The sequence below is a fragment of the Streptomyces sp. S063 genome (genome assembly GCF_002832675.1).
GTDB classification, from domain to species: domain Bacteria; phylum Actinomycetota; class Actinomycetes; order Streptomycetales; family Streptomycetaceae; genus Streptomyces; species Streptomyces sindenensis.
Genome location: NZ_CP021707.1, coordinates 3,963,943 through 3,990,102, shown reverse-complemented (window position 1 = coordinate 3,990,102; position 26,160 = coordinate 3,963,943). Strand labels below are relative to the sequence as shown.

Genomic DNA, 26,160 nt, shown 5'->3' with positions numbered 1-26,160 from the left:
ACCGACCGCCGCGTCGGCCCATGGCCTGCGAGGTGGCCAGGGCCGAGCACCTGATCCGGACGCCGATCGGCCGACGGCGGCGGGAGGCCGCGCCCGGGCCGAAGTCCTGCGGGTCGGTCCCGCCTCTCGTCGTCCGCCGCGTGGGGAGGGGACCGAAGAAGCCTTCGGTCCCCTCCCCTGCCCCCGCCCGGTCAGAGCCAGGAGTCCCAGATGCCGTACGCCGTCGACCGCGTCGCGGCCTCGGCGCCCGCCGCATCCAGGCGTACGACGCGGTAGTAGTACAGACCGAGACGGTCCTCGTGCACCGTCGTGTCCATGAAGAACGCCGCGTCGCCCGTCGTGCCCTCCGTCAGGGTCGCGTACGAGGCGGTGGCGGGGTCCCAGCGTTCCACGCGGTAGTTCGTGAAGCGGGAGCAGTCCCCCAGGCCGGAGCTTTCGGAGCAGCCGACGTACAGATTCGGGTACTGGCCCTCGCGGACGTCGGTCTCCGTCCAGCCCGGCGGGCGGGTGTCGGGCAGGGTGACCGAGACCTCGGCGGGATGGAGGACGTCGAGGGGGTTGTCGTCGTGGAGCAGGCGGTCGTCCGTGGCTGCCACCTTGTAGACGTGGGTGGCGCCGTCGGCGACCGTCGGGCAGAGGATCTCCGTCTCGGCCAGGGAGCTGCCGAACCAGCAGTTCTCCTTCCAGACCGTCTCACCGCTCTCCGGGTCGGTGACGCCCTGCCATACGTGGTAGCCGCGTACGTCGGTGTCGGCCGGCGGCGTCCAGGTCAGCCGGACGCCGAGCGGGACCCGTTCCGCGGTGAGGTTCTCGACCGGGGCGGGGCGCCGGGTGTCCGGGGTGGTCGCCTTGGCCTGCGGGCCGGGCTGTGATGCCTTCCCGTAGCGGTCGGTCGTCACGACTCGGTATTCGTACGTCGTCTCCGACTTCCCCCTGACGTCCCAGCAGCTGCCGTTGACCTGCTTGCGGGCGGACAGCGGAGCGTCGTCGTCCGCCCAGGTCCAGTACGTGTCCGGGGCGGTCAACGGCTGGTCGACCGAGGTGAACGGCTTGCACTGGTCGACGACGGCGGTCTCGCCGGTCGCGGTGTCGGTCCGGATGATCTTGTAGGTCGGGAGGGGGCGTTCGTCGACGGTCCACGGGTCGACGCCGCTCCACGCGACCATCACGCCCTCGTCGAACCTGGTCGCCGTGGTCTTGAACGCGGGGATCGCCTCCGGCCGGTCGGCCATCTTCAGCGTGATCTCGACCGGCGCGGCGGCGTTGCCCTTGGCGTCCACGGCGCGCACCGCGTAGCGGTAGCTGTCGGCGACGGCTGCCGACTGGCGCGGCACCACGTCCGTCCGGGTGCCGGGGGTCCCCGCGGGGCGGGCGTCGCTGTAGCCGCCGGTCGCCGGGTCGTACTGGAGGACCTGGTACGAAGCGGCGTCGGTGACGGGCGACCACACGAGATGCGGCACGCCCGACCGGTACTCGGCGCGGAGCCCCGTGACGGCGGCGGGCGGGGTCAGGTCGGGGGTGGTGAACGTGGTGGCGGCCGAGTACGCCGACCAGTTCCCGGCGGCGTCCCGGGCCCGGCCCCGGTAGGTGACCTTGCTGCCGTCGGCACGGTAGCCGGTGTCGCAGATCGCCCCCTTGGTGCCGGAGTAGATCGTGCTCCAGCTCTTCGTCGCGGCGTCGAGCCGCTGCATCTCGTACCGGGCGATGTCGGCCGCGTTCTTCGGGGTGGTGACCAACTGCGGTGCCGCGTACGGCTGGTCGGCCGGGCAGGAGTCCCATTCGAGGAAGGGCGCGGCGGGCGGCGTCCTGTCGATCGTGGTGACGGGCTTGTCGGCGCTGCCAACGGAGACGTGGCCCGCCTTGTCGACGGCCCGCACCTCGTAGTAGTAGGTCGCGCCCGTCCTGGGCAGCGTGCTGTCGGTGTACGACCTGGCGGTGGTCGTCGCGAGCTGCTTGCTTCCGTACGGCGTGCCCTTCAGCCGCCGGTAGACCCGGTAGTTCGCCAGGTCCATCTCCTGGTTCCTGCTCCAGGTGACCTTGGCCGCGCCGGTGGAGGAGTTGTACGAGACGGCCGTGCCCGTGGGGGCGAGGGGCTTGACCTTGTCATACGTGGCGGAGGTGCGCGGTGTGTAGGCGAACGAGACGTTCGCGGCCCCCGTCCAGTTGACGTAGTCGAAGCGGAGCGTGTGCTTGCCCTGGGGGATCGTCACGTTGACCGTCTTCTTGACGGTCGCGGAGCCGTTCTTCCAGACGTCGATCTTGCGGACGCCGTCGAGGTAGACCCGCATGCCGTCCCGGGCGGAGGCCGTGAACGTGAAGGGGCCGCCGGAGCCGAAGTCGCGCGTCACCGACCAGCGCACGCCGAAGTTGTCGGACGGTACGCCGGAGGCGGGCGCGCCCGTGCCCCAGTTCTGGTCGACCGCGGAATCGCAGTCCGTCTTCTTCGGCGTACCCGAGAACGTCGTGTTCGCGAAGAACTGCCTCTTGAAGACGGGGGAGGTGCAGCTCACCGCCGCGGAGGCGGGTACGGCGGTGGTGTAGAGCACTCCGCCGGCCGTGGTCAGAACCAGGGCGGTGGCGGTCATGCGTCTGGCTGGGTTCATCAAGTCCTTCAGTCCTGTCCGGCGGCCGATGTCGATCATCGGGCGTCGTCGAGCAAGACCACGGAGGAGGTCGGTTGGTTGTACGAGCCCCAGCCGTGACGGCTCCGGCGAGCGCCCTCGCGGCCGTTCTCCCAGCCGATCTTTTTTGCCTGATCGCGCCTATCGATCGGCCAGTTGGGAGAAGATTGCTCCGTGTCAGACTTCATGGAATTCGCGTTCGAAGACGGGTCGTCGCTGGCGCTTCAGGTCTTCCCGGCAGCCGCCCCCGACGAGACCTCGGCGCCCGGTTTCGGCACGTCCGTACCCGTGGCGAGAGGATCGCGGCTGGGAGCCGTCGCCGGAACCGCGTTGCGGGGGGTGCTGTCCCCCTTGATCCCCCTCCTTCAGCAGATCCGTGACACCGCCGCCTCCGTGCCCGATGCTCCCGACGAGATATCCGTCAGCTTCGGGGTCAGGATCGGGAACGACCTCAAGCTGGGCGTCGTCGGCGTGGCGGGCGAGGCGACGCTGACCGTCACCGCGAACTGGCACCTGGGACAGCAGACCGCCACGGACCGCTGAGATGCGCGGACGGGGCGATCGTGACGCGTCCGATCGCGACGCCGCACGGCTGTCCCTGGTGTCGGTCCTGAGCTCCGGCACGGCCCGGGTCGTGGGAAGCGGCGTCTACCTGGGCCGACGGCAGCTGCTGACCTGCGCCCATGTGGTCAACGAGGCGCTGGGCCGCACCATGTTCGCGCGGCGGGCCCCGGAGGACACCTCCCTGCGGGTGCGCTTCCCCTGCCTGCCCGACGGGCCCGCGCTCCCCGCACGGCTCGTGGCGTGGAAAGCCGCGCACCGCGCGGGAGCTCCCGACATTCCCGTGGTGCTGGGCGAGCCCCTCTGGGGCGGCGACCTGGCCGTGCTGGAGCTGGCGGTGGAGCCCGCGGCTCCCGCTGCCGCCGCGTCCTGGCGGTACATGGACCGTGGTCAGGAGGTCCGCGCGTGGTACGGGGACGGCTCCTCGTTCACGTACGCGGACAGCAGCGTCGGCTCGGTCCAGCACGACCACGGATTCGTGGACGGTGCGCCGCGTGGCGCCGCGATCGGCCCCGGCTACAGCGGAGGCCCCCTGTGGTGCGACAAGGAACAGGCGTCGGTCGGGCTCGTGCTGGGGGTGATGTCACCGCCGGACGGTCCCTTCCGCGGCGAGAACGTGCTGCGCCGGGCCATCGTCGCCCCGTGGCAGGCCGTCGAACGGTTCCTGGACGCCACGGAGATCCCCGCCGGCCCGGCGCACGGCGACACCCGAAGGCCGTCCGGCGCGGTCGCCCCGGTGCTGCGGCACAAACTCCACACCGTGGTCCTGAACCTCCTGCCGGACGAGGACCAGCGGCTGCGCCACACCCACCGGGTCCTCTCGGCTCTCGGGCTGCCGGGCGGCTCCAGGGCCGACGCGTCGGTCGCCTCGCTGGTGGAGCTCGTACTGACCCAGCCCCGCGCCGCCGCCGTCCTCACCGACGAACTGCCCCGCGCCCTGCGCGAGACGGCGCTGAAGCTGCTCTCGCTGTGCCGCGGCGCTCTGGTCCCGGGCATCCTCACACCACTGGAACTCGCCTCCCTGCTGGCCCTTCTGGAGGGGGAGCCCGGCCGGCTGCTCGAAGAGGCGGCGCGCGACGCACTGGTCAACACCACCTTCTGGGACGAGCCGCTCGAAGCGCGCCGCGGCGAACCGGACGACGCCGTGCGCCGTCTCGTGCTCGCCCTGGAGAACTACTGGGGCGACAGCGGATCCACCGACACCCCGCACCGGGTGCCCGCCCTGCTCACGGCGGTGGAGTACGTCGCCGCCCTGACGGCCACCGCGCAACGGGACGAGCTGCGGGAGTGGGTCGCGGCGGTGGCCGCGAGGATCGGCGTGCACGAGTCGGTCCTGCTGTCCCGGCGCACCGACGCGGAGGACTGGGCCCACGTCAGAAGGGCCCGTACGACACCCGCCGAACCGCGTCTGACCGTGCAGCTGACCAGGTCCCCGTCGGGCGGTCACCTCTGCACCGTCTGGTACGACCCCGGCACCGGCGAGGACGGTGTGGTGCGGCAGGTGCTGGCGGACGACGAGCCGCGTGGTCCACAGGAGGTGGCCCGGCTGGTCCAGGACGTCCTCCTGCGGGAGGTCCCCGCCGCCGTGCGGGCACGCAGGTCCCCTCTGGTCGAGTTCGTGGTCGAACCGGAGGACCTCGACCTCCCGGTGGACCGCTGGGACGACGGCGACGCGGACGGCGGCTTCCCTTCCGTCCTCGGGGTGGAGTACGCCGTCGTCGTACGGTGCCCGGAGCTGCGCACGCAGTCGCTGAAGAGGCTCAGGGCCTGGGAGGCGCGGTCCGTGGGCTTCCCCGCGGGAGCGTTCACCCGGCTCATGCCGGAGCACAGCGAGCCGGAGCACGTGTACCGGCTCCTGCACCAGGACCAGCAGACGGGCCGGCTCGCCATCGGCTGCTCGCCGGAGCACCGCCCCCGGCTCCAGGTCGTCTGCCTGGCGCAGGGGATACCCGTCGCGCTGTGGGACCGCAACGACTCACCGCGCCGGATCGACCAGCTCACCGCACTCATGCTCAACGGTCACCCCCGCAGCCTGCCCGAACGGGTCCGGGCGCACCGCGCGCGGACGCCGGGCAGCGCCGGGGAGGAAGCGGTCGCCCCCGTACTCGTGTGGGACGACGCGTCCCGCACCCCGCCCGAGCCCTACTGGAGCGACCCGTCCTGGGAGGACGCGACCTCATGACGGCAGCAGAACGCACCCCTCCGCAGGACCCCGGCAGCTGGCGGCTGTTCCGCGGCGAAGGACCACCGCGCCGGGTGGACATGCCGGCGGCGCCGCCCTGGCGGCGGTTCGGCGAGCGGCAGCACACCGGGGCCCTCGGAACGACCGCCCCCGGGGACCCCCGCCCCTATCTGATCGGGCCCGCCCAGCGGGACATCGTCAACGCCGCCCTGCACCTGCGCAGGCCGCTGCTGGTCACCGGCCACCCGGGCACCGGCAAGTCGTCACTGGCCCATGCGGTGGCCCACGAGCTCTCCCTGGGGCCCGTCCTGCGGTGGCCGGTGAACAGCCGGTCCACGCTGGCCGATGCGCTGTACCACTACGACGCGGTGGGCAGGCTGCGCGAGACGAACCTCCGGCGGCAGGGGGACGGCGACGCCCCCGGCATCGGCTACTTCATCAGGCTCGGGCCGCTGGGCACCGCGCTGGTGTCGGACGGGCTTCCCCGCGTACTGCTCGTGGACGAGCTCGACAAGGGAGACGTCGATCTGCCCAACGACCTCCTGACGGTCTTCGAGGAGGGCGAGTTCGAGATCCCCGAACTCTCCCGGCTCCCGCCCGGCGAGGACGACATCGAGGTCCACAGCGCGCGGGGCGGCGACACCGTGACCGTCCACCGGGGTGTCGTGCGCTGCCAGGAGTTCCCGGTCGTCGTCATCACGAGCAACGGCGAGAGGGAGTTCCCTCCCGCCTTCCTGCGCCGTTGCCTGCGGCTGGACCTGCCGGACCCCGACGAGGAGCGGCTGCGCGCCATCGTGGCGGCCCATCTGGGCGCGGACGCGCTGCCCCAGGTCGACGATCTGGTACGGGCGTTCCTGGCCAAGCGGGCCCCCGGCGAGCTGGCCACGGACCAACTGCTGAACGCCGCGTTCCTTCGGCTGGGCGGGGTCGATCTGGACGCCGAAGGACTGCTGGAAGCGGTGCTGCACCGGCTGGGGGGTGCTCTGTAGGCATGCCCGACCGTCTGCTCTCCCTGCTGCGGGACGTCGGCTTCGACGTCACGGCCGAGGAGCTGGTCGACTGCCTGTGGCTGGCCGAGCGGATGCCCGCCGACGCGCCTCTGGCGCTGGCCGCCGGCCTCCTGGGCGGGGACGCCCGTTCGCCCGGCACCGCCGGGGAACCCGGTGCTCCGCCGGTGACGACGTGGCCGGAGACGAAGGGGAGGGCCGGTCGGGCGGAGTCGCCGGCGGCGGGACCTCCGCGAGCCGAACTGCACGCCGCCGAGGCCGCGCCCGCGGAACCGGCCCCGGCCGACGGAAGCGACGGAACCGGCCCCGACGACCGCATCACGGGGGGCCGGAGCCCCGATGACGGATCCGACGCCCCGGATCCCGGGGCGGCGGCGGAGAACGAGCGGCCCGAGGAGGACCGGAGCCGCGCCCTGCCCGTACGCATCCCCCACCCGCACGCACTCGCCCTCCCGTTACGGACGGCACGCGCGCTGCGCCCCCTGAAGCAGTACCGCCCGCACCCCTCGGCCGAGCGGCTGGACGAAGCCGGGACCGCCGCGCAGATCGCCCACTCGGGCCTCCTCGACGTGGTGACGCGCCCCGCCCGCGACCGCTGGCTGGACCTCACCGTGGTCGTCGACGACGGTGTCTCGATGCTGTTGTGGCAGCAGCTGTGTTCGGAGCTCAACTCGCTGCTCGCCCACCTCGGCGCCTTCCGCCAGATCCGCACCTACGGACTGCGGCTGCGGCCCGGCCGGATGCCCCGGCTGAGCTCCCGGCCGTTCGTCCCCGACGCGCCGACCGTGTCCGCCGAGGTCCTCACCGACCCGTCGGGCCGCACCATGACCCTGGTGATCTCCGACGGGGCCGGACCCGGATGGCGCACCGGTGCCATGCGCGCCGTACTTTCGCGCTGGGCCGCCTGCGGCCCGACCGCGGTGATCCACACGCTGCCGCCCCGGATGTGGCGCGGTTCCGGACTGCCCACCCGGCGCTGGTCGGTGCAGTCACCGGGGCCGGGGGCCGCCAACGCCACCTGGCGGGTGCGTCATCCGGTCCTGCCCGAGGCGCTCGCGCCGTTCGGCATGACCCCCGTCCCGGTCCTGACGCCGTCGCCCGAGGCGTTCGCCGAGTGGGCCGTGGTCACCGCGTCCGGAGGCTCCAGCAGGGTGCTCGCCCTGTGGGACGCCGACGCGGCGGAGCAACAGCGTCCGCCCGGGGCCGGGGCCTCCTCGCGCACGAAGGGGCGGGCTCGCCGCGTCCGGCCCGACGCACAGGTGCAGCGGTTCCGCCGCGCCGTCTCCCCCGAGGCCTACCGCCTGGCCGCCCACCTGGCGGCGGTGTCACCGCTGACGATCCCGGTGATGCGGCTGGTGGCCCGCTCCCTGCCCCGCCCGGTCACCACGGCCCATCTGGCCGAGGTGTTCCTGAGCGGCATGCTCCGTCCGGCCGAGGCCGGACCCGGATCACCCGCCGCCGCGGTCCTGCCCCAGCAGCGGGTCTTCGCGTTCACCAGCCGGTCCCGGGACATCCTTCTGGACGCCGTCCCCACCACCGAAGTGCTCGCCTCCACCCGTCGGGTGTCCGAGCACATCGCCGAACTGGTGGGCCGGTCACCGGACTTCCCCGCGTGGCTGAGCCGCCCCGACGGCACGAGCCGGCTGGCCGACGACACCACGGCCTTCGCCTGGCTGAGCCCCGCGCTCCAGGACCGGCTCGGGCTGAGCGGACTCTCGGCACAGGAGTGGGCGAAAGAGCCCACGCTGCCACGGGAGATCCGGTTCAGTCCCCCGGGGAGCATCTACCCGCAGTTCCCGATGGTGGGCTACTCGCAGACGAACACCACCTGGTCAGCCACCGACGGCGTCCAGTCCCTCGGTGACTACCGGCTCACCTGGCAGGCCAGGCAACCGGGCGGGCCCTCCCTCTACGCCGGAACCGACGGCCGGCACACCGCGGTGATCCGTGCGAGCACGGCGCGCGGCGCGTCCGTGGTCCGCCGGGAAGCCCTCGCCCTCGCCCGGTTCGATCACCCCTGCCTCCCCTCGCTCCTCGACGCCGATCTGGGCGCCAAGGGCCCCTGGGCCGCCGCCACCGGCGCGCTCACCCGGCTCGGGCAGGGCGCACCGACACTGCGCACCCTCGCCCGGGGGCTCCGGCTCCACGAGAGCTTCGGCACGGACCTGATCCTGGTGCTCGGTCAGCGGCTCGCCTCGGCACTCGATCACAGCCACCACGCGGGAGTCGTGCACGGCCATCTGTCGGCGGACCGCGTGCTGCTCACCCTCGACGGACCGCTGCTCGTCGGCTGGCACCGCTCCCGGATCGCCGACCCGGGGACCGCCCCCGCACCCGGCCGGACGGGGGCGGACGTGCGCGCGCTCGCCGCTCTGCTCGGGCTGCTCGGGGCCCGTACGGACTGGCACCCGACGAGCGGGGAGCACTTTGCCCCCCTGCTGACCGGGGACGACGACGCACGGGCACAGGCGGTGGGTCACGAGCTTGCCGAGGAGATCACGGACCCGTGCCTGGCCGCCGTCCTGCGCCCGTTCCTGACGCTGCCCGCGCGTGACAGGGCGATGTCGGCGGAGTCCCTGCTGGCCGCCTTCCGGGACCGCGTCCCCCGGGACGCGTTCCTGCAGCCGTTCTCCTGGTGGCTCCCCGAGAGCACCAGGGTCCTCATCGACGACGCCCGGCTCGACCTGTCCTCCCGGGCCGCGCCGGATCCGCACCTCCTGCACCCGGTGCCGCTGCCGCCCGAGGCCGAAGTCCCTCTCGTCCCGGGGAGGGAACTCGCCACGGACGACGAGGACACGGACGTCCATGAGCCCGGGCGGCGCGGACGGCAGCTCACGAAGTGGTTCCGGTTGCCGGGCCGCCCCGAGCAGGTCCCTCGCCGTGGTCTCCTCCGCCGCAGGAGGGCGGGCGCGCGGGCGGTCATCCGGCCGGCCGACAGCGGAACGGGCCACCAGGGCCGTCTCGCCCTGATCTTCGGCGGGGGAACCGGTTGCGGGCGGTCCACCGTCGCCGTGCAGCTCGCCTCCGCCGTCGCCGAGGCCGAACCCGCTCCCGGGCGTCCCCCCGTACTGATGCTGCCGTTCCGTCCCGCGGCGAACGTCATCGGATACCGCATGGCGACCGACGAGACGGCCGTCGGGTACCGGCAGGTCTCCCCCGGCCCCCGGGTGGCGGCGACCATCTCCCCCGACGCCCTGGCCCTCTCCCCCTCGGGGGGCTGGGTGACGCTCAAGGACTCCAACGGCGCGGACTTCGTGCACCAGTACGCTCCCGCCGGACAGCCACCGCCCCCGCCCCGGCAGCACCGGGACATCCTGTCCCGCATGCGCGGGCTGGGCACCCTCGTGATCGACTACGCAGGCGGCTTCGCGCCGCCCGGGCCGTCCCTGCGCGGGACCTTCGGTGACGTCGACCGGCTCGTGGTCGCCTGCTCCGGAGACCCCGGCCAGCTGGCGGACACCGCGGCGGAGCTGACCTGGCTCGACCAGCACGGACACGCCCGGCTCGTCTCCGAGGCCGTCCTCGTCCTGTCCGACGTGACGGGAACGGCCGAAGGGCGGTCCGGTCTCACCGAAGCGGAGGGCCGACTCGGCAGCCGCGTACGGACCACGGTGCGCATCCCGCACGACCCGGCGTTGCGCGACGGCGGACTGGTCGACTTCTCCGATCTCACGCCGATGACGCAAGAGGCTTTCCGCACGGCCGCCCGCGCCCTCTTCCCCTGAGCCGGAGGCTGCCCCTGATCACCTCCGCCGGGGCAGCCCGCCGGGTCGAGGTCGAAGCGCCGGGGGCCGGGAGCCGGGAGCCGGGCTCGAGGTCGGAGTGATTCACGAACGGCAGCCTTCTTCCGGGAGCAGGCCAGGCCACGTGACACAACAGCCCGACGCCGCCCCCTACCCCTTCGACCTGTGCCGCCGTACGGCTCCCGCCTCCGACCGCCGCCGACGTGAGGCGGACGGAACCGTTGGTCCCCGCTGTGCGTGGTGTCCTAGCGTGTGCAGTAGTGAAGGGCGAGAGCTCACGTGCGGGGAGGGCTTCCAGTGGGTGACGGGGCAGCGCTGGTGGATCGGATAGCCGAGCGGCGGGCCGGGGTCGGGGATCCGGGGGCTCTGGTGGGTGAGCTGCGGCGGGCTCTCGTGCTCGTGCCGTACGACCGGGGCGGGTTGTGGACCGCGGAGTTCGGGGGGATCCGGTGGGTGTGCGGGTTCACCGATGAGGCGGCGTTGGCGCGGTTCGCCGAGGAGCGGGCGGTGGTGGAGGGGACTGCCGGGGCGGCCTCCGGGAGTTGGGAGTACGCGGCGTTTCGCGGGGCCCGGCTGCTGGATGAGGTCATTCCGGCGATGGGGGTGCCGGCCGGGGTCGCGGTGAACGTGGCCGATCCGGACGGGTCGATGCTGTTCCCGCCGGTCGTGGGGATCGTGCCGGATGCCGTCGCCGTCGATGGCGGCGTACCCGGCGGGGGGCGGGAGCTGTGAGCGGTACGGGGGCTGAAGACCTCAACGTCGATCCGGTCAGCGTTCAGAAGATCACCTCCGGGCTGCGCGGGGCCGTGGCCGAGTTGAAGGAGATCGGCGACGGCACGGGTGCGGTGCTGGGCAAAGGGCTGTCCGAGCTGTCGATGACCGGGATGGAGGCCGGGCATCACGGGCTGTCCGTGGACTTCGAGGACTTCTGCGAGCGGTGGGAGTGGGGGGTGCGAGCGCTCGTCCAGGACGCCAACGCGATCGCGGCCAAGCTCGGGCTGGCGGCGGGGATCGTGTGGGAGGAGGACCAGTACGTCCAGGGCACGCTGAAGATCGCCGTGAACGCGGGCGTGGGGAATCCGCATGCCTCGGAGGACGAGATCGTCAAGCAGGGGTGGGGCGATGTGCTCACCCCGGACTATCTGAGCCCCGACTACAGCCGTGAGTCGTTCGAGCGGGCGGCGGACGAGGCCGGGCAGACCTGGAAGGACACCGGGCGGGCGCTGGTGACCGAGGGGAACGGCGGGCGTCAGGCGGAGCAGCTGAACGAGCTGTTCGGCGTGGACCAGGAGGCGTTCGACCGGTCCGTGGACGACATGTTCGGGCCATCGCCCGAGGAGCGGGCCCGACAGCAGCAGGGTGGCGGGGGGAACTAGGACATGGGGTTCAAGGATTTCGTCAGCGACATCACGCCCGATGTCGTCGAGGACGCGGTCGAGGACGGTGTCGAGTGGGCCGGTGACCGGGTCGAGGACGCCGGGAACTGGGCCGGTGACCGGCTGGATGACGCCGGCTGGGAGTCCGGGGCGGACTGGGTCCGGGAGAAGTCCCGGTCCGTCGCGAACCGGATGGGCGCCGAGGTCGACGAGATGGACCTCGGGCAGACCGAGGACAAGACCAAGCTCATCTACGGCAGCCCGTCCACGATCCGGGCCTCCGCCACCCATCTGCGGAAGTTGCAGGGGTCGTTCGACCAGGTCGGCGGCGGGCTCAAGGGCGTGGACTCTTCCGCGATCAAGGGGCAGGCGGCCGACGCCTTCCGGGACTCCGTGTCGATCGAGCCGCCCAAGTGGTTCAAGGCCGCCGACGCCTTCGAGAAGGCCGCCGCCGCGCTCGACTCCTTCGCCGGGACCGTGGAGTGGGCGCAGGGGCAGGCGCAGACCGCGATCGACAAGTGGAAGGCGGGGACCAAGGCGTCGGAGGAGGCCAGGGACGCGTACAACGCGAAGGCGGACACGTACAACAAGGCCGTCGACGCCTACAACGCCAAGCCCGCCGACGAACGCGACCCCTCCACTCTGCCGCCCAAGCCGGGTGCCTTCGAGGACCCGGGCACCGGGCGGATGGAGGAGGCGCAGGAACTGCTCGCGGAGGCGCGCAAGCAGCGCAACACGGCGGCAGAGACCGCGCGCAAGGCCGTGACCGCGGCCCGGGACGCCGCGCCGCCGAAGCCGCGCTACGCCGAGCAGGCCATGGACGGGCTCGCCGAGTACCAGGTGATCAAGACCCATATCGCGGGCGGCGTCGTCAAGGGCGCGGCGGGCATCGTGAACTTCGCGCGGAGCGTCAACCCGACGGACCCGTACAACATCACGCACCCCGCCGAGTACGCGCTCGCGCTCAACAACACCGCCGCCGGGCTCGTCCGGGTCGCCAACGACCCTTGGGGCACCGGCAAGCAGATGATCGACGGGTTCATGAAGGACCCCGCCGAGGGGTTCGGCCGGCTCCTGCCCGACCTGGCCCTCACCGCCGCAACCGGCGGCGCGGGGGCGGGCGTCAAGGGCGCCCGGGTGGTGAAGGAGGCCGCCGACCTCGCCTCCGACGCGCGCAACCTGGAGCGCGCCGCACCCGACGGCACCCACAACCGGCCCGACGGCGAGCGGACGTGCAAAGGCACCGACCCGGTCGACCTCGCCTCCGGGCGCATGTTCCTCCCCCAGACCGACGTGGTGCTGCCCGGGGTGCTGCCCCTGGCCTTCACCCGCCGGGTGGAGTCGGGCTACACCGCGGGCCGGTTCTTCGGACCCTCCTGGTCCTCCACCGTCGACGAACGCCTGGAGATCGACGCCAACGGTGTCATCCACGTCACCGACGACGGCCTGCTCATCACCTACCCGCACCCCGTGCCGGGGCTGGCCACCCGCCCCGAGAGCGGGACCTCGCGCTCCATCCTGAGCCGCGACGACGCCGGCGACTACACGCTCGCCGACCCCGAGACCCGGCTGACCAAGCACTTCGCCGGCCCCGACGGTACGGAGCCCGGGGAGGACGGCGAAGCCTGGCTCGTCCAGATCGCCGACAGCAACGGCAACACCATCACCGTGGACCGGACGGACGACGGCTCCCCGCTGGCCCTGGTCCATTCGGCCGGTTACCACCTGTCCCTGGCCACCGCCGACGGGCGCGTCACCGCACTGACGCTGACCGGTACGGACGACGGGCCCGGCGGCCGGACGGAACGGCCTGTCATGGCCTACGGGTACACGGACGGCGACCTCACGACCGTCACCAAGCCCTCCGGCGCCACTCTCGCCTTCGCGTACGACGCCCACCACCGCGTCACGGGCTGGACCGACTCCAACGGCCGCCGCTACGCCTACACCTACGACGACCAGCACCGGGTGACCTCCGAGGGCGGCGAGGCGGGCCACTTCCGCGTCACTCTCGACCACGGTCAGCCCGATCCCGCGACGGGGCACCGCACCACCACCCTCACCACCGCCGAGGGCCACACCACACGCCACCTCATCGGCCCGGGGTCCCGCATCCTCGCGACCACCGACCCGCTCGGCCACACCACCCGTTTCACCTACGACGACCGCGGCAACCGGACCGGCACCACGGACCCGCTCGGCCGGACGACCCTCTACTCCTACGACGAGGAGGGGCGGCTCTCCGCCCTCACCCGCGCCGACGGCAGCACGATCCGCGCCGAGCGCGACACCTCGGGGCACGCGACCGGGATCACCGCGCCCGGCGGTGCCCGGTGGCGGCAGGAGTTCGACGACCGGGGCAACCGGCTCTCCATCACCGACCCCGCCGGGCGGACCACCCGCTACACCTACGACGCATACGGCCGCCCGGACACCGTCGTCGACGCCGCGGGGGAGGTCACGACCGTACGCTGCGACCGCGCGGGCCTGCCGCTGGAGGTGACCGACCCGCTCGGTTCCACGGTCCGCTACCGGCGCGACGCCTTCGGCCGCCTCCTGGAGTCCGCCGACGCCTCGGGCGGGGTCACCCGCTTCGAGTGGAACGCCGACGGACAGCTCGCCCGCCGCACCGCGCCCGACGGCACCGCCGAGTCGTGGACCTGGGACGGCGAGGGCAACTGCCTCACCCACACCGACCCGCTGGGCCGCACCACCCGCTACGAGTACAGCCACTTCGACCTCCTCGTCGCCCGCACCGGCCCGGACGGGTGCCGCCACACGTTCGACCACGACGCGGAGCTGCGCCTGACCCGGGTGACCAATCCGCAGGGCCTGGAGTGGAGCTACGCGTACGACGCCGGGGGTCGGGTGATCGGCGAGACGGACTTCGACGGGCGCGACCTCCGCTACGAGCTCGACCCCCTCGGCCAGGTGGTCCGCCGCACCACGCCCCTGGGCGAGACCGTCGACTACGAGCGCGACCACGCCGGCCGGGTGATCCGCAAGACCGCGGGCGGCCGGACCACCGCCTTCACCTACGGCCCCGGCGGCCAACTGCTGCACGCCGCAGGCCCGGACGGGGAACTCCGCTACCAGTACGACCGCAGCGGCCGGGTCAAGACGGAGCTGGCCGACGGCAGGGTCACCACGTACGCCTACGACGCCCTGGGCCGCCGCACCCGCCGCGTGACCCCCTCCGGGCAGGTCGCCACGTACGCGTACGACGTGGCGGGGCGGCTCGTCCGGCAGACCAGCGGCGGGCACGAGGTGACGTTCGACCGTGACGCGGCCGGTCGCGAACTGGTGCGCAGCTTCGGCGAGATGCTCACGTTCACGACGGAGTGGGACGCGGCGGGACGCGTCGCCGGGCAGGAGACCGCGTCCGGTGGACGCAGCCTCAACCGCCGCACGTACGCCTACCGCTCCGACGGGATGCTGACCGGGATCGACGACGCGCTGTCCGGCCCCCGGCGCTTCGACCTCGACCCGGCCGGCCGTGTCACCTCGGTGCACGCGGACGGCTGGAGCGAGACGTACGCCTACGACGAGGCGGGCAACCAGACCGCCGCTTCCTGGCCCGCGTCCATGCCCGGGCAGGAGGCGACCGGCCCGCGCGCGTACTCCGGGACGCGCATCACCCGTGCCGGGGACGTCCGTTACGAGCACGACGCCGCGGGCCGCATCGTCCTGCGGCAGCGGACACGGCTGTCGCGCAAGCCCGACACCTGGCGCTACACCTGGGACGCCGAGGACCGCCTGACGGCCGTCGTCACCCCGGACGGCACCCGGTGGCGCTACCTCTACGACCCGCTCGGACGCCGTACGGAGAAGCAGCGGCTCGCTCCCGACGGCGTCACCGTCGTCGAGCGGACGGCCTTCACCTGGGACGGCAACACCCTCTGCGAACAGACCACGACCTCCACCGGTCTGCCACACCCGGTCGTCCTCACCTGGGACCACGCCGGCTTGCGTCCGCTGGCCCAGACCGAGCGCATCGTGACGGCCGACTCCTCCCAGAAGGAAGTGGACCGGCGCTTCTTCGCCATCGTCACCGACCTCGTCGGCACGCCCACCGAACTCGTCGACGAGTCCGGTGACATCGCCTGGCGCACGCGCGCCACGCTGTGGGGCACGACCACATGGTCGCGCACCTCCACCGCCTACACCCCGCTGCGTTTCCCCGGTCAGTACTTCGATCCGGAAACGGGGCTGCACTACAACTACTTCCGCCATTACGACCCGGAGACGGCCCGCTATCTGACGCCGGACCCGCTCGGGCTCCTGCCCGCCCCGAACCCCTCGACGTACGTCACCAACCCCCACACCTCGGCCGACCCGCTCGGGCTCGCGCCCGTCGACTGCCCGGACGAGACGGTGACGGTCTACCGCAAGCAGACGGATCATCCCCTGAGCCAGCGCGTCCACATCGGCGAGAACGGCGAGGTGACGATCACCGGGCACGGGAAGCTCTACCTCAATATGAGCGGCGACATGAAGCACACCGTCGAATTCCGTTCGGACGGCGGACAGATCGTGTCGTACGAAATCCCGAAGTCGTATCGCGATTCCATTCACGAGAATGCGCTCCCACAGAACAAGGCCGACCACCCTGACGGTGACGCATTCACCCGACAGGAATGGAAAGCACTTCTGAAGGAATACCCAGAGATATCCGACCCGACCAAGGGGCCGCACCTGTACGGCATTCCCGATAAACTGCTCGACGGCTTGCGGGATGCTATCGTCCCCGGTTCGGGACGCGTGGTCCAGGAAGGGTGACCCACCTCAGATGATGCACACCAGCGACAGCCTGGCCGCCGAGTTCCGGCGTGTCCGGGAGCGTCCGGACACGGATGCCGCGCCCCCGGTTCTCTCCCTCTTCGTCATCGATGTCCCAGGGGACGCCGCGGCCTACGTGGAGCGCCTGCGCTCGGTGCTCGCGCCCGCCGTACGGCTGGGCTGCACGGCGGACTTCGAGCAGGAGAGCCTGCCGGTCGACGAGGTGCCGGGGTGGTTCGCCGCGGTGGGTTCCGGGGGCGAGGAGCGGGTACCGCAGTTCGCCCGGACGGGCCGCGGGGCGTACGCGGAGCACACCGGGGGCGGGCGGCCCTGGGATCTCCAGGACTGGCTGTACCGCTTCGACCCGGACGAGGACTCCCGGGGCTGGGAGTGGTGGGACGCCACGGTGGCCGGTCCGTCCCGTGTCCATGTCTGGGTGGACAGCTGGGGGGAGTCCTTCTTCGGATGCCAGGATCTGCTCTGGGCCGCATTCACGGCCGGGGCGGTCCGCGTCGCGGGGCCGACGGTTCAGAAGGCCGCCGTGTGGTCCGCGGAGCGGACTTCCCAGCCGAATCCGTAGACCGCTGCATCTTATTTCCGTCTCATTCCGGGAGAACTCATGACCGACAGCAAGAACATCAACAATCCCGTGGGGATGGGCGGAGGCCAGCGCAAGCGGCAGTCCCGCGCCGAACGGCAGAACAACGGTCCGCACCGCAACCTCGACCGCAAGAACGCGGCCGAGCAGAAGGCGGAGCTGGTGCGCAAGATGCGGGAGAAGGCGGGCGCGAGCGGGAGTGCCGGGCAGCCGGGCGTGGCGGAGAGCTCCGGGCAGGCGGGCGCTGCCGACGAGGCCGGGCAGACGGACACCCCCACTGGCTGAAGGATCCGTGATCCACGCGTTCGCGTTCCGCTTCCGAGGCCCGGCGGGCGGGCTCGCCGTGAATCTGCGGGCCGAAGTCGCTCCGCTCGGAGGCGGGACCCCGCCGCACAGCATGCAGATCCACAGGAAGATCTGGCTCGGTCTACCGGCATCCGGCCTGCACTGGAAGGACGCCGCCTGGCTGGCGTTCGGGGTGTCTCTCAACGCCGGCACCTTGAGTGAGCTCGTACCCGACGGCGTTCTCGTTCTCGCGTCCTCACTCGACTATCCGCTGAGTGACTACCGATCCGAGGCGGCGGCGTTGGCCATGGACGGGTGGCTCCATGAGCGGTTCGATCTGGAGAGCTCAGGTGCCGCCGTCACGTACGACGCTTCACGGGGCGGGTTCGCCTTCTCCTGGGGTGGGACGGCCGGCCCATTCTCCGATGCTCCGCCGTGAAGCCTCTGTACGGTGAACCCGTTGCGGCCGGAGCGCGGCCCGGCCGGTCTCGTCAGCCGTGCAGCGTCGCGTTGCTGTAGACGTACAGGCCGATCACCCCGACGACGCAGATGACGATCACCCACGAGCCGAACCCGGTGTGCCGTCCCCCGCTCTTGCGGCGCGCCGTCTTTCCCGGCCGGCGGGCCCGGCCGGACCCGGGCGCCGCCCCGCCCCGCGGGACCCGCTCCGCATCGGACGCCGCATCGGCCAGCAGCCGTCGGCAGGCTGCGGCGAGTACGTCCGTACCGGCGGAGAGAGGCACCACGGCCTCCGAGCGCGCCGGGGCGGTGGTGCCGCCGTCCAGGATGCGCCCGGCGCGTACGAGGATCTCGTCCCGGCCGCCCGCCGGGGCCAGGCTGATCCAGCGCCGTACGTGTTCGCCCCGGATGACCATCCCCCCGGACCGCTCCCGGTACACGGTGTGCTCGCGCCACAGCACGCCCGCCAATTCCGTAGCGGTGTCGCGCAGTTGTGCCCCCACGATCCCTCCCCCTCCGCCTCCCGGCGAATCGAACAAGCATCGCACTCTACTGGCGCGTGCAGATTCTGTGTTCGTCCGGGGGTGGCCGCCCGCACCTCTGCCGTGTCCGCCCGGGTCAGCGGGCGCTGTCCTCGGCGAGCGTGTGGGCAACCAGGGCGTTGGCGTGCCCGTGACCCAGACCGTGTTCGGACTTGAGCCAGCCGACCAGCTCCATGTGCTTGGTCAGCGGGGAGGTGCGGATGAGGTCCTTCCACTCGGCGACCGGGCGGCCGTACTTCTTCTCGATCGAGGGGAAGTAGCTGGCAGGGCCCTTCACGGCGTTGTCGCTCATGGTGTCTGTCCCGTCTTCGGTGTGCGTGTGGTTCGGAGGTGGTGCCGATGGTGTCGCGCGTATGTATGACCGGCGCCGGGCGGAGAAGTCATCGGTCTGTGGCCGACGGTCAGGTCACGGATCGGTCTCGTCGGCGGCCCGTAATCCGCGCGCCCGTTCACCTCGGCTACGGCATGCTGTCCCGGTGTACGAGAGCCATATGACCGTGCTGTGCGAGGGCGACGAACTGCGCAGGCTGGAACGCTGGGCCGCCCTCCGGCCCGACGTGAAGTTCACGCACATCGCGCTGGCCCGGGGCCGGGCCGCCTCCCAGCCGATGCTGACGCTGCGCGGGAGCCGGCCGTCCTACGAGGACGAGCTCGCCGCCGTCCGCGAGACCGGGGCGGCGCTGGCCGGGGACGGGTTCGCCGTGGCGCGCGTGAAGGTCGAGTGCGCGCCGTGGGCGGTGGAGGTGCCGCGCGACGACGCCGATGCCGTGGGGGAGGGGCATCCCCACGGCCGACGGCACTTCGAGCACCACGTGAAGCTCCTGCTCGAAGAGAGCGACGGCGATCGGGCCGGCCTCGTCGCGGTGGCCGTCCGGCACGGCGCGCACGTCTCCTGGAACGCGCGCCGCGTACGGGCGGACGGCCGGGAGGAACGCTTCGTCACCCAGCGCTGCCACCGCACGGGCGACCGGCGGGCGGCGCTCGCGCTGGACGCGCTGCTCGCGGAACTGGCCGCGCACGCCTACGAAGTGGTCGACGTGGAGCGGGAGTACGTGCTCCTGGACAGCGGTCCGGAGCTGGACGAAGGATGGTTGGAAGCGATATGAGCAGCGAACAGCGCCCGCCCTTTCCCGAGGTGGTGCCGGCCTCCGGCCCCGTGCCCCCCTCCGCCGGGCTGGACGCACGGCGCCGCTTCCTGGACGCCGTGCCGGGGACGATGCTGCGGGTGATGGACGACGAGGCCGTGCAGCGCACCGTCTTCGACCCCGCGCTCAAGCAGTTCCCGAACGCCTTCCGCGCCACCGACCCCGTCTTCCCCTCCCCCGCGGCAACCCGGGCCTGGCAGCGGGCCCGGGCCGCGGCGCTCGCCGCCGTACAGGACGGCGTGGCCGCGTCCCCGTGGGCCGAGGCGCTGGTGGTGCGCGGGAGTGCGCTCATGGCCCTGTGGTTCGGCGAGGAGGCGCGCGAGCCCGGTGACCTGGACTTCGTGGTCGCTCCCGCCTCGTGGCGGATGGAGGAGGAGCGGACCCCGGAGCTGCTGGCCGGTGTCGCGGCGGCGGCCGAGGCGCGGGCGGCGCGCGGAGCCCACGGGGTGCGGATCCGCGCCGCCGGGGCCGTGTGCGAGGACATCTGGACGTACGAGCGGGTGCCCGGCCGCCGCATGATGCTGCCCTGGGAGGCTCCCGGCACCCCGGGCGGGTGGGTGCAGCTGGACTTCGTGTTCGGCGAGCAGTTGCCCGAGCCGCCCGAGCGGATCGTCCTGCCGTCCGGCGCGGTGCTGTACGGGGCCACCCCCGCGCTGTCCCTGGCCTGGAAGGTGATGTGGCTGATCAACGACGCGTACGCCCAGGGCAAGGACCTCTACGACGCGACCCTGCTCGCGGAGCGGCACCCGCTCCCGTTCGCCCTGCTCCAGGAGGTGTTCCGGCTGGGCGGGGAGTGGCCGGAGACCGGGCGGACGTGGGTGGGGCGCGAGGATCTGGACGAGGGGCTGGGCTACGTCGAATGGCATCACTTCGCCGGGGAGTACCCGCGGTTCGAGGGCCGCGGGGAGGAGTTCGCCCGGCGGTTGCGGGCGGCGCTGGCCCCGACGTTCGCCGACGAACCCGGGTGACCCGGTCCGGGCCGGCCGCCGGAGGGTGACTCCGTTCTTTGCCCACTCTTTACCGTCGTCGCGGCCGGAGCCGGGATGTCCACGCCGCCCGGGCGTGTTGGCCCCGGGTGGACACCCCGGCTACGGACAGGACATCGACGTGACAGAGACGACGACGGAAGACGCGACGACAGCGGGCGCGGCGACGGCGGGCGGCGTGAGCGCCACCGCCCGTGCCGCGAGTGCCCTCTCCCGGCCGTTCTCGGTGCGCGGACTCACCGCCCGGAACCGGATCGCGATGGCGCCCATGACCCGGCAGTTCTCCCCGGACGGCGTTCCGGGGCAGGACGTGGCGGACTACTACACCCGCCGCGCCGCCGCCGACGTCGGGCTGATCATCACCGAGGGCACGTACGTCGACCACGAGTCCGCCGGGACCAGCGACCGGGTTCCCCGTTTCCACGGCGAAGCCGCGCTCGCGGGCTGGGGACACGTCGCGGACTCCGTGCACCGGGCGGGCGGCGCGATCATCCCGCAGCTGTGGCACGTGGGCGTCACCCGCACCGAGGGCGCCGGGCCCGTCCCGGACGCCGAGCCGGTCGGGCCCTCGGGCATCTCCCTGAGCGGCGAGCCCAAGGGCCGCGCCATGACGCAGAAGGACCTCGACGACGTCATCGCCGCCTTCGCCGACGCGGCGGCCGCCGCCGAGCGCCTCGGCTTCGACGGCGCCGAACTGCACGGCGCCCACGGCTACTTGATCGACCAGTTCCTGTGGTCCGGCAGCAACCGGCGGACCGACGCCTACGGCGGGGACCTGGTCGCCCGCACCCGGTTCGCGGCCGAGATCGTGGCCGCCTGCCGCGCCGCCGTGTCCGACGCCTTCCCCCTCTTCTTCCGGATGTCCCAGTGGAAGGCGGACGCGTACGAGGCGAAGCTCGCCGAGACCCCGCAGGAGCTGGACGCCCTGCTCACACCGCTGGCCGAGGCCGGTGTCGACGTCTTCCACGCGTCCACCCGCCGCTACTGGCTGCCGGAGTTCGAGGACTCCGACCTGAACCTGGCCGGCTGGGTGAAGAAGATCAGCGGCCGGCCGACCCTCACGGTCGGATCGGTCGGCCTGGACGGCGACTTCTTCAGCGCCTTCCAGGGCAACGACTCCAGCGTCACCGGCATCGAGCAGCTGCTGGACCGGATGGAGCGCGACGAGTTCGACATGGTCGCCGTCGGACGGGCGCTGATCGCCGACCCCGAGTGGGCGGCGAAGACCCTGCGCGGGCGCACCGAGGACATCACACCGTTCGCCGCGGAGATGCTGAAGACTCTGCACTGACCGGCAACGGAGCTGTTCCTAAGCCCTGTTCGCCGCTGCCGGAAGCTCCGCCCGGAGCGCGGCGATCAGGGCGCGGCTCGCCTCGTGGGCGGCGGCGCTGCCCTCGGCGGGGGTGGTGCCGGCGCGCTGGTGCAGCACGACCCCGAGGACCAGTCGGTCGGCCCCGGCGATCTTCTGCCGCGTGGCCCAGACGAGGTTGCCGCCCGCCGGGGTGGACGAGCCGGTCTTCAGGCCGATGACCCCGTCGTGGCCGAGCAGTTTGTTGGTGTTGCGGAAGGTCACCCCGGCGCCCGGGGCCGCGACGGAGGCGGTCGCCACGATCTGCCGGAAGGCCGGGTCCTTCATCGCGGCACGGGCCAGGGTCAGTTGGTCGGCCGACGTGCTCCGCGTGCTCGCCTCCATCCCGCTCACCCCGGTGTACGTGGTGGCGCGCATGCCGAGCCCGGCGGCGGTCCGGTTCATCTTCGCGACGAACGCCTTCTCGTCGCCCGCGTCCCAACGGGCCAGCAGCCGGGCCACGTTGTTGCCCGAAGGCACCATCATCAGCTCCAGCAACCGGCGTTGGGTGTACTCCCGCCCGGCGAGCACGGGAGCGGTCGTCTCGACGGAGGAGTACGACTCGTCGGCCGCCCGCTGGTCGGCGACCACGGTCGCGCCGGGGGCGTCGGCCCGCATCGGGTGGTCCTGGAGGATCACGTAGGCCGTCATGACCTTGGTGACGCTGGCGATCGGGACCGGCTTCTGCTCGCCCCGGGTGCCGAGGCTGCCGATCCCCTCCACCGCCACGCTCGCCTGCCCCTCGCGCGGCCACGGCAGGTGCAGCGACCGGGCGAGCGGCGCCACCCCCTCCCCCGGGCTGCCGTCGCCGCCCGGCGCGGTCGTGGACCGGCCGCCGCCCCCGGCCGCGTACCACCCTCCCGTGCCGGCCACGAGCACCACGGCGGCGGTCAGGGGTACGAGGACCGAGCGGTGGCGGAGGCGGCGAAGCCGGGCACGGAGGCGGACGCCATCTCCGGTGGGCAGGACCTCCCTTCCGGTGGGAGGGGGAACAGCGGAAACTGCGGGGACGGCGGGGACGGCGGGCATGGGTTCCTCCAGGTGGCACCGGTGCGGTTTCCCGTACCGGTGCCACCTTCGAGGAGTCGTTCTTCCGGACCCGTACAGCACCGTTTCGACGGCCGTGAAAGTGCGTTTCGGTTCCGTATCAGGCGGCGGCGGGTGGGAGCGGAGCCAGGTCGAGGGTCGCGACCGCTCCCCCGTCCGGGGCGTTCGCGAAGGTCAGCCGGGCTCCGAGCACCTCGGACTGGCCCTGGGCGACGGTCAGGCCGAGACCGTGGCCCCGGCCGCGTTCGCTCGCCCCGGTGCGGAACCGCTGGGGGCCGCGCTCCAGCAGGTCGGGCGGGAAGCCGGGGCCCCGGTCGCGTACGGTGATCCGCGCCCCGGCCACCGCCACCTCGACGGGGGCCGCACCGTGCCGGTGGGCGTTGGTGACGAGGTTGACCACGATCCGCTCCACCCGGCGCGGGTCCGTCTCCACCACTGCGGCCTCCGCCACGGTGACGCGGGTGTCCGTGCCCGTACGCCGCACCACGTCGGTGACCAGTTCGCCGAGCGGCACCGGGTCGAGGCGGGCCCGCTCGGCGCCCGCGTCCAGGCGGGAGATCTCCAACAGGTCCTCGACCAGCGCGTTCAGGGACCGCAGCCGGTCCCGTACGAGGCCGGCCGCCTCGTCGTCCTCGGGCAGCAGCCCGGCGGCGGTGACCAGACCCATCAGCGGGGTGCGCAGTTCGTGTGCGACGTCGGCGGTGAAGCGTCGCTCGTTCTCCAGCTTGCGCTGGAGAGCGGCGGCCATGTCGTCGACGGCCGACGCCATCTCGGTGATCTCGTCGCGGGCCCGCCCGGTCGTGCCGATCCGGGCGTCCAGGTCGCCGTCGGCGATACGGCGGGCGGTACGGGCCCCGTGGCGCAGCCGCCGGTTGATCGGTTCCGTGGCGAGGGCGGCGAGGGGGACGACGAACAGGAGGGCCGCGAGGACGGACTTGACGATGCTGCGGTCCAGGAGCTGCAGGCTGCGGACCTCGGTGCTCATGTCGTCCCGGACGACGAGGAACCGGTCCTCGTCGACGGCCACGGCGCCCCACATCCAGAACCAGTTGGGGGGATCGGCGTCGTACCAGGTGGCGTAGGCGCCGGTGTCCGGCGGGCCGGTCTCCTTCTCCGCGAGGGTCGCGAGGTCGCGCGCCAGCGGTTCCGGCAGTTCGTCCCTGCTCCGTACGTCGATGTCGGCCGGCGCCTTCCCCGTACGGCCGTACTCCCGCTCGGCGGCGATCAGCCGGGTCAGCGTCCGGTCGGTGCCGACGCTCAGACCGCGTTCCCGGGTCGCGTCGTGCACCAGGAAGCCGACCACGGCGGCGACCGCGCAGCACGCGGCGGCGGCGAGTGCGGCGATCTTCCAGCGCAGGGCGCGGGGATTGAGGAGGTCCACGGCGATCGGCGGCCGCTCAGCCGCGCACGAGCTTGTAGCCGAAGCCGCGTACGGTCTCGATCCGCCCGCTGCCGATCTTCTTGCGCAGCCGCAGCACGCACAGGTCAACGACCCGGGTGTCGCCCTCCCAGCCGTAGTCCCACACCTCGCGCAGCAGCCGCCGGCGGTCGAGGACCGAGCCGGGCGCGGCGGCGAATTCCAGCAGCAGCCGCAGTTCGGTGGGGGTCAGCGACACGGTCGCGCCGGCCCGGCGGACCTCCATGCCGAGGGTGTCGACGGTCAGGTCGCCGAAGGTCAGGATGTGGTCGGGGGCCCGGTCGGGCCTCTTGGACGCGGGGTTCTCCGGGTCCGGGCCGAAGGTGGCGCGCCGCAGCAGGGCGCGGATGCGGGCGACCATGACGGCGGTGTCGACCGGCTTGATCACATAGTCGTCCGCCCCCGCTTCCAGGCCCGCGACCACGTCGAGGGCGTCGCCTCGCGCGGACATCATCAGGACCGGGACGGGGCTCTCCTCACGGATCCGGTGGCAGAGGCCGATGCCGTCCAGCTCGGGCAGCATCACGTCGAGGATCAGCAGATCGTGCCCGCCCGCGCGGAAGGCCTCAAGACCGCTGAGCCCGTCGGCGGCGACATCGACCCGGTAGCCGTAGCGCTCCAGGGCCAGTTGGACGGCGCGGCGGATGGTGGCGTCGTCCTCGACCACGAGCACGCCGACGGGGGCGGGGCCGGGGCCGGGGGCCGGTCCTCGTGCTTCTGACACGCTGCCTACCTGGGCTTTCGAGGTCATCGGTCGACGGGGCAATGCGGAGGCGGTCGCTCGCATCGTAGTCGGGGGGAGGGCCGAGGACCGGCTCACCGGCTCAGCGACTCACTGACTCAGCCTGGCCGCCACCGGGAGGTGGTCGCTGCCGGTGGCGGGCAGGGTCCAGGCCGCGCGCGGGGTCATCCCCCGTACCAGCACGTCGTCGATGCGGACCGCCGGGAACGCCGCGGGCCAGGTGAACCCGAGGCCGGCGCCCGCCTCTCCCTGCGCGGACCGCAGCCGCGAGGTCACCGGGGCCAGCGCGCGGTCCCGGTACGTCCCGTTGAGGTCGCCCAGCACCACGACCCGGGGCGCGGGCTCAGCCCGGAGCGCGGCCGCCAGCTCCCGGGCGGCCTCGTTGCGGCGGCCCGTCGTGAAGCCCGCCGCCGAGACCCGTACCGACGCCAGATGGACCGCGTACACGGCGACGGGCGGTCCCTCGGGGGCCCGCACCGTGGCCCGCATCGCACGGGTCCACGGCATGATCGGGACCTCCTTCACGTCCGCCAGCGGGTGCCTGCTCCAGATGCCGACCCCGCCGATCACCGCGTGGTGCGGGTAGGCGGCGGCCAGCTCGCGGGAGTAGACGGCGGCCGACGCGTCGGACAGCTCCTCCAGCGCCAGTACGTCCGCGCCGGCGGCGGCGAGCACGCGCGCGGTCCCGGCAGGATCGGGGTTCCCCTCGTCCACGTTGTGGCTGACCACCGTCAGATCGCCGCCGCCGGAACGCTTGTCGGCCAGGGCTCCGCCGAAGAGCGTGACCCATACGACGGCCGGCGCGAGGACCGCGACGGCGGCGAGCCGGGACCGGAGTACGGCGGCGAGCACGAGCAGGAACGGCACGCCGAGGCCCGTCCAGGGCAGCAGCGTCTGGAAGAGGCTGCCCGCGTTGACGCCCGCGTTCGGGATCGAGGCGTGGAGCGCCATCGCCGCCGCCCAGACGACCGCCGCCCCGGCGAGGACCCGACAGGCCCCGCGCCGGCGGGCGGCGGACCGGGCGGGAGAGGGCCCTGCGGGATCGGAGCCGGTGGAATCCGACGCGGTCGGTTCGGGACCGTTGGGAGCGGGCGTCCCGTCCGTGGAAGCCGCTGCGGATTCCGTTGGGCTCAGCACGGCACAGGTCTCCTGACGGTCGCGTACACCGGGGATCGGGTACGCCGACAGCCTCCGGGAACGCCGCTTCCGGCCGGTCAGGGGCGTGCTTCGAGCACCGCGCGGCTCTGTTTCAGGTGCGTATCGGTGCAGTGCGGCGACGAAGCGGCGCTCACCGGCCGCACCGAGACCTGTACGCCTGCGGC

Annotated in this window: 20 protein-coding genes; 13 read left to right on the top strand and 7 right to left on the bottom strand. The window is 72.9% G+C overall.

The genetic code is table 11. The annotated features are described in order from the left end of the window. Positions 1-191: 191 nt before the first annotated feature. The gene (locus CCZ36_RS18315; protein ID WP_128818132.1) at positions 192-2,603 is read right to left on the bottom strand and encodes a PA14 domain-containing protein; all 2,412 of its coding nucleotides are present in this window, start codon (positions 2,601-2,603) and stop codon (positions 192-194) included. 192 nt (positions 2,604-2,795) lie between these two features. Here CCZ36_RS18315 and CCZ36_RS18310 point away from each other — a divergent pair, with 192 nt between their 5' ends. From CCZ36_RS18310 to CCZ36_RS18265, 10 genes are all read left to right on the top strand, one after another. Next, entirely contained in the window at positions 2,796-3,164 is a 369-nt protein-coding gene (locus tag CCZ36_RS18310) for a CU044_2847 family protein (protein WP_234427871.1), read from the top strand. Between the two features lies 1 nt (position 3,165). Continuing rightward, complete coding sequence (locus tag CCZ36_RS18305) at positions 3,166-5,364, top strand: VMAP-C domain-containing protein (RefSeq protein ID WP_128818131.1); 2,199 nt, start codon at positions 3,166-3,168, stop codon at positions 5,362-5,364. Beyond that, positions 5,361-6,353 (top strand): AAA family ATPase, encoded by a 993-nt coding sequence (locus CCZ36_RS18300; RefSeq protein ID WP_128818130.1) that lies wholly within the window; start codon positions 5,361-5,363, stop codon positions 6,351-6,353. The genes CCZ36_RS18305 and CCZ36_RS18300 overlap by 4 nt, the downstream gene beginning before the upstream one ends. Positions 6,354-6,355: 2 nt before the next feature. Further along, on the top strand, positions 6,356-10,096 hold the full coding sequence (locus CCZ36_RS18295; RefSeq protein ID WP_128818129.1) for an SAV_2336 N-terminal domain-related protein: 3,741 nt from the start codon (positions 6,356-6,358) through the stop codon (positions 10,094-10,096). A gap of 315 nt (positions 10,097-10,411) precedes the next feature. Beyond that, positions 10,412-10,846 carry a hypothetical protein gene (locus CCZ36_RS18290; RefSeq protein ID WP_128818128.1) on the top strand — a complete coding sequence of 145 codons (435 nt, stop codon included), beginning with the start codon at positions 10,412-10,414 and terminating at the stop codon, positions 10,844-10,846. Beyond that, complete coding sequence (locus tag CCZ36_RS18285; protein ID WP_128818127.1) at positions 10,843-11,490, top strand: hypothetical protein; 648 nt, start codon at positions 10,843-10,845, stop codon at positions 11,488-11,490. Before CCZ36_RS18290 ends, CCZ36_RS18285 begins: the two co-directional genes overlap by 4 nt. Before the next feature lie 3 nt (positions 11,491-11,493). After that, positions 11,494-16,269 (top strand): putative T7SS-secreted protein, encoded by a 4,776-nt coding sequence (locus CCZ36_RS36525; protein ID WP_128818126.1) that lies wholly within the window; start codon positions 11,494-11,496, stop codon positions 16,267-16,269. 10 nt (positions 16,270-16,279) lie between these two features. After that, positions 16,280-16,849 carry a hypothetical protein gene (locus CCZ36_RS18275; RefSeq protein WP_128818125.1) on the top strand — a complete coding sequence of 190 codons (570 nt, stop codon included), beginning with the start codon at positions 16,280-16,282 and terminating at the stop codon, positions 16,847-16,849. 39 nt (positions 16,850-16,888) lie between these two features. After that, positions 16,889-17,152 (top strand): DUF6243 family protein, encoded by a 264-nt coding sequence (locus tag CCZ36_RS18270; protein WP_069740763.1) that lies wholly within the window; start codon positions 16,889-16,891, stop codon positions 17,150-17,152. Positions 17,153-17,159: 7 nt separating this feature from the next. After that, positions 17,160-17,591 carry a hypothetical protein gene (locus CCZ36_RS18265; RefSeq protein WP_128818124.1) on the top strand — a complete coding sequence of 144 codons (432 nt, stop codon included), beginning with the start codon at positions 17,160-17,162 and terminating at the stop codon, positions 17,589-17,591. A gap of 52 nt (positions 17,592-17,643) precedes the next feature. On the opposite strand, the gene CCZ36_RS18260 is transcribed toward CCZ36_RS18265, so the two are convergent. Continuing rightward, positions 17,644-18,072 (bottom strand): hypothetical protein, encoded by a 429-nt coding sequence (locus CCZ36_RS18260; RefSeq protein WP_128819590.1) that lies wholly within the window; start codon positions 18,070-18,072, stop codon positions 17,644-17,646. Between the two features lie 157 nt (positions 18,073-18,229). After that, a complete protein-coding gene (locus CCZ36_RS18255; RefSeq protein ID WP_128818123.1) occupies positions 18,230-18,445 on the bottom strand; it encodes a DUF4287 domain-containing protein in 216 nt (71 codons plus the stop codon). 199 nt (positions 18,446-18,644) lie between these two features. Between CCZ36_RS18255 and CCZ36_RS18250 the strand changes: the two genes are divergently transcribed. The 3 genes from CCZ36_RS18250 (at position 18,645) to CCZ36_RS18240 (ending at position 21,575) form a co-directional block, all read left to right on the top strand. Continuing rightward, complete coding sequence (locus tag CCZ36_RS18250; RefSeq protein WP_128819588.1) at positions 18,645-19,259, top strand: hypothetical protein; 615 nt, start codon at positions 18,645-18,647, stop codon at positions 19,257-19,259. After that, entirely contained in the window at positions 19,256-20,266 is a 1,011-nt protein-coding gene (locus CCZ36_RS18245; protein WP_128818122.1) for a nucleotidyl transferase AbiEii/AbiGii toxin family protein, read from the top strand. Before CCZ36_RS18250 ends, CCZ36_RS18245 begins: the two co-directional genes overlap by 4 nt. Positions 20,267-20,462: 196 nt before the next feature. Beyond that, entirely contained in the window at positions 20,463-21,575 is a 1,113-nt protein-coding gene (locus tag CCZ36_RS18240; RefSeq protein ID WP_128819586.1) for an NADH:flavin oxidoreductase, read from the top strand. Between the two features lie 18 nt (positions 21,576-21,593). Here the strand turns inward: CCZ36_RS18240 and CCZ36_RS18235 are convergent, their stop codons facing one another. From CCZ36_RS18235 to CCZ36_RS18220, 4 genes are all read right to left on the bottom strand, one after another. Beyond that, complete coding sequence (locus tag CCZ36_RS18235; protein ID WP_079133907.1) at positions 21,594-22,514, bottom strand: D-alanyl-D-alanine carboxypeptidase family protein; 921 nt, start codon at positions 22,512-22,514, stop codon at positions 21,594-21,596. Between the two features lie 265 nt (positions 22,515-22,779). Next, positions 22,780-24,060, bottom strand: a complete 1,281-nt coding sequence (locus tag CCZ36_RS18230; RefSeq protein ID WP_128818121.1) for a sensor histidine kinase — start codon at positions 24,058-24,060, stop codon at positions 22,780-22,782. A 16-nt stretch (positions 24,061-24,076) separates the two neighbouring features. After that, positions 24,077-24,847, bottom strand: a complete 771-nt coding sequence (gene cseB, locus CCZ36_RS18225; protein ID WP_069740756.1) for a two-component system response regulator CseB — start codon at positions 24,845-24,847, stop codon at positions 24,077-24,079. 81 nt (positions 24,848-24,928) lie between these two features. Further along, on the bottom strand, positions 24,929-25,975 hold the full coding sequence (locus tag CCZ36_RS18220) for an endonuclease/exonuclease/phosphatase family protein (protein WP_335755806.1): 1,047 nt from the start codon (positions 25,973-25,975) through the stop codon (positions 24,929-24,931). Positions 25,976-26,160 lie beyond the last annotated feature (185 nt).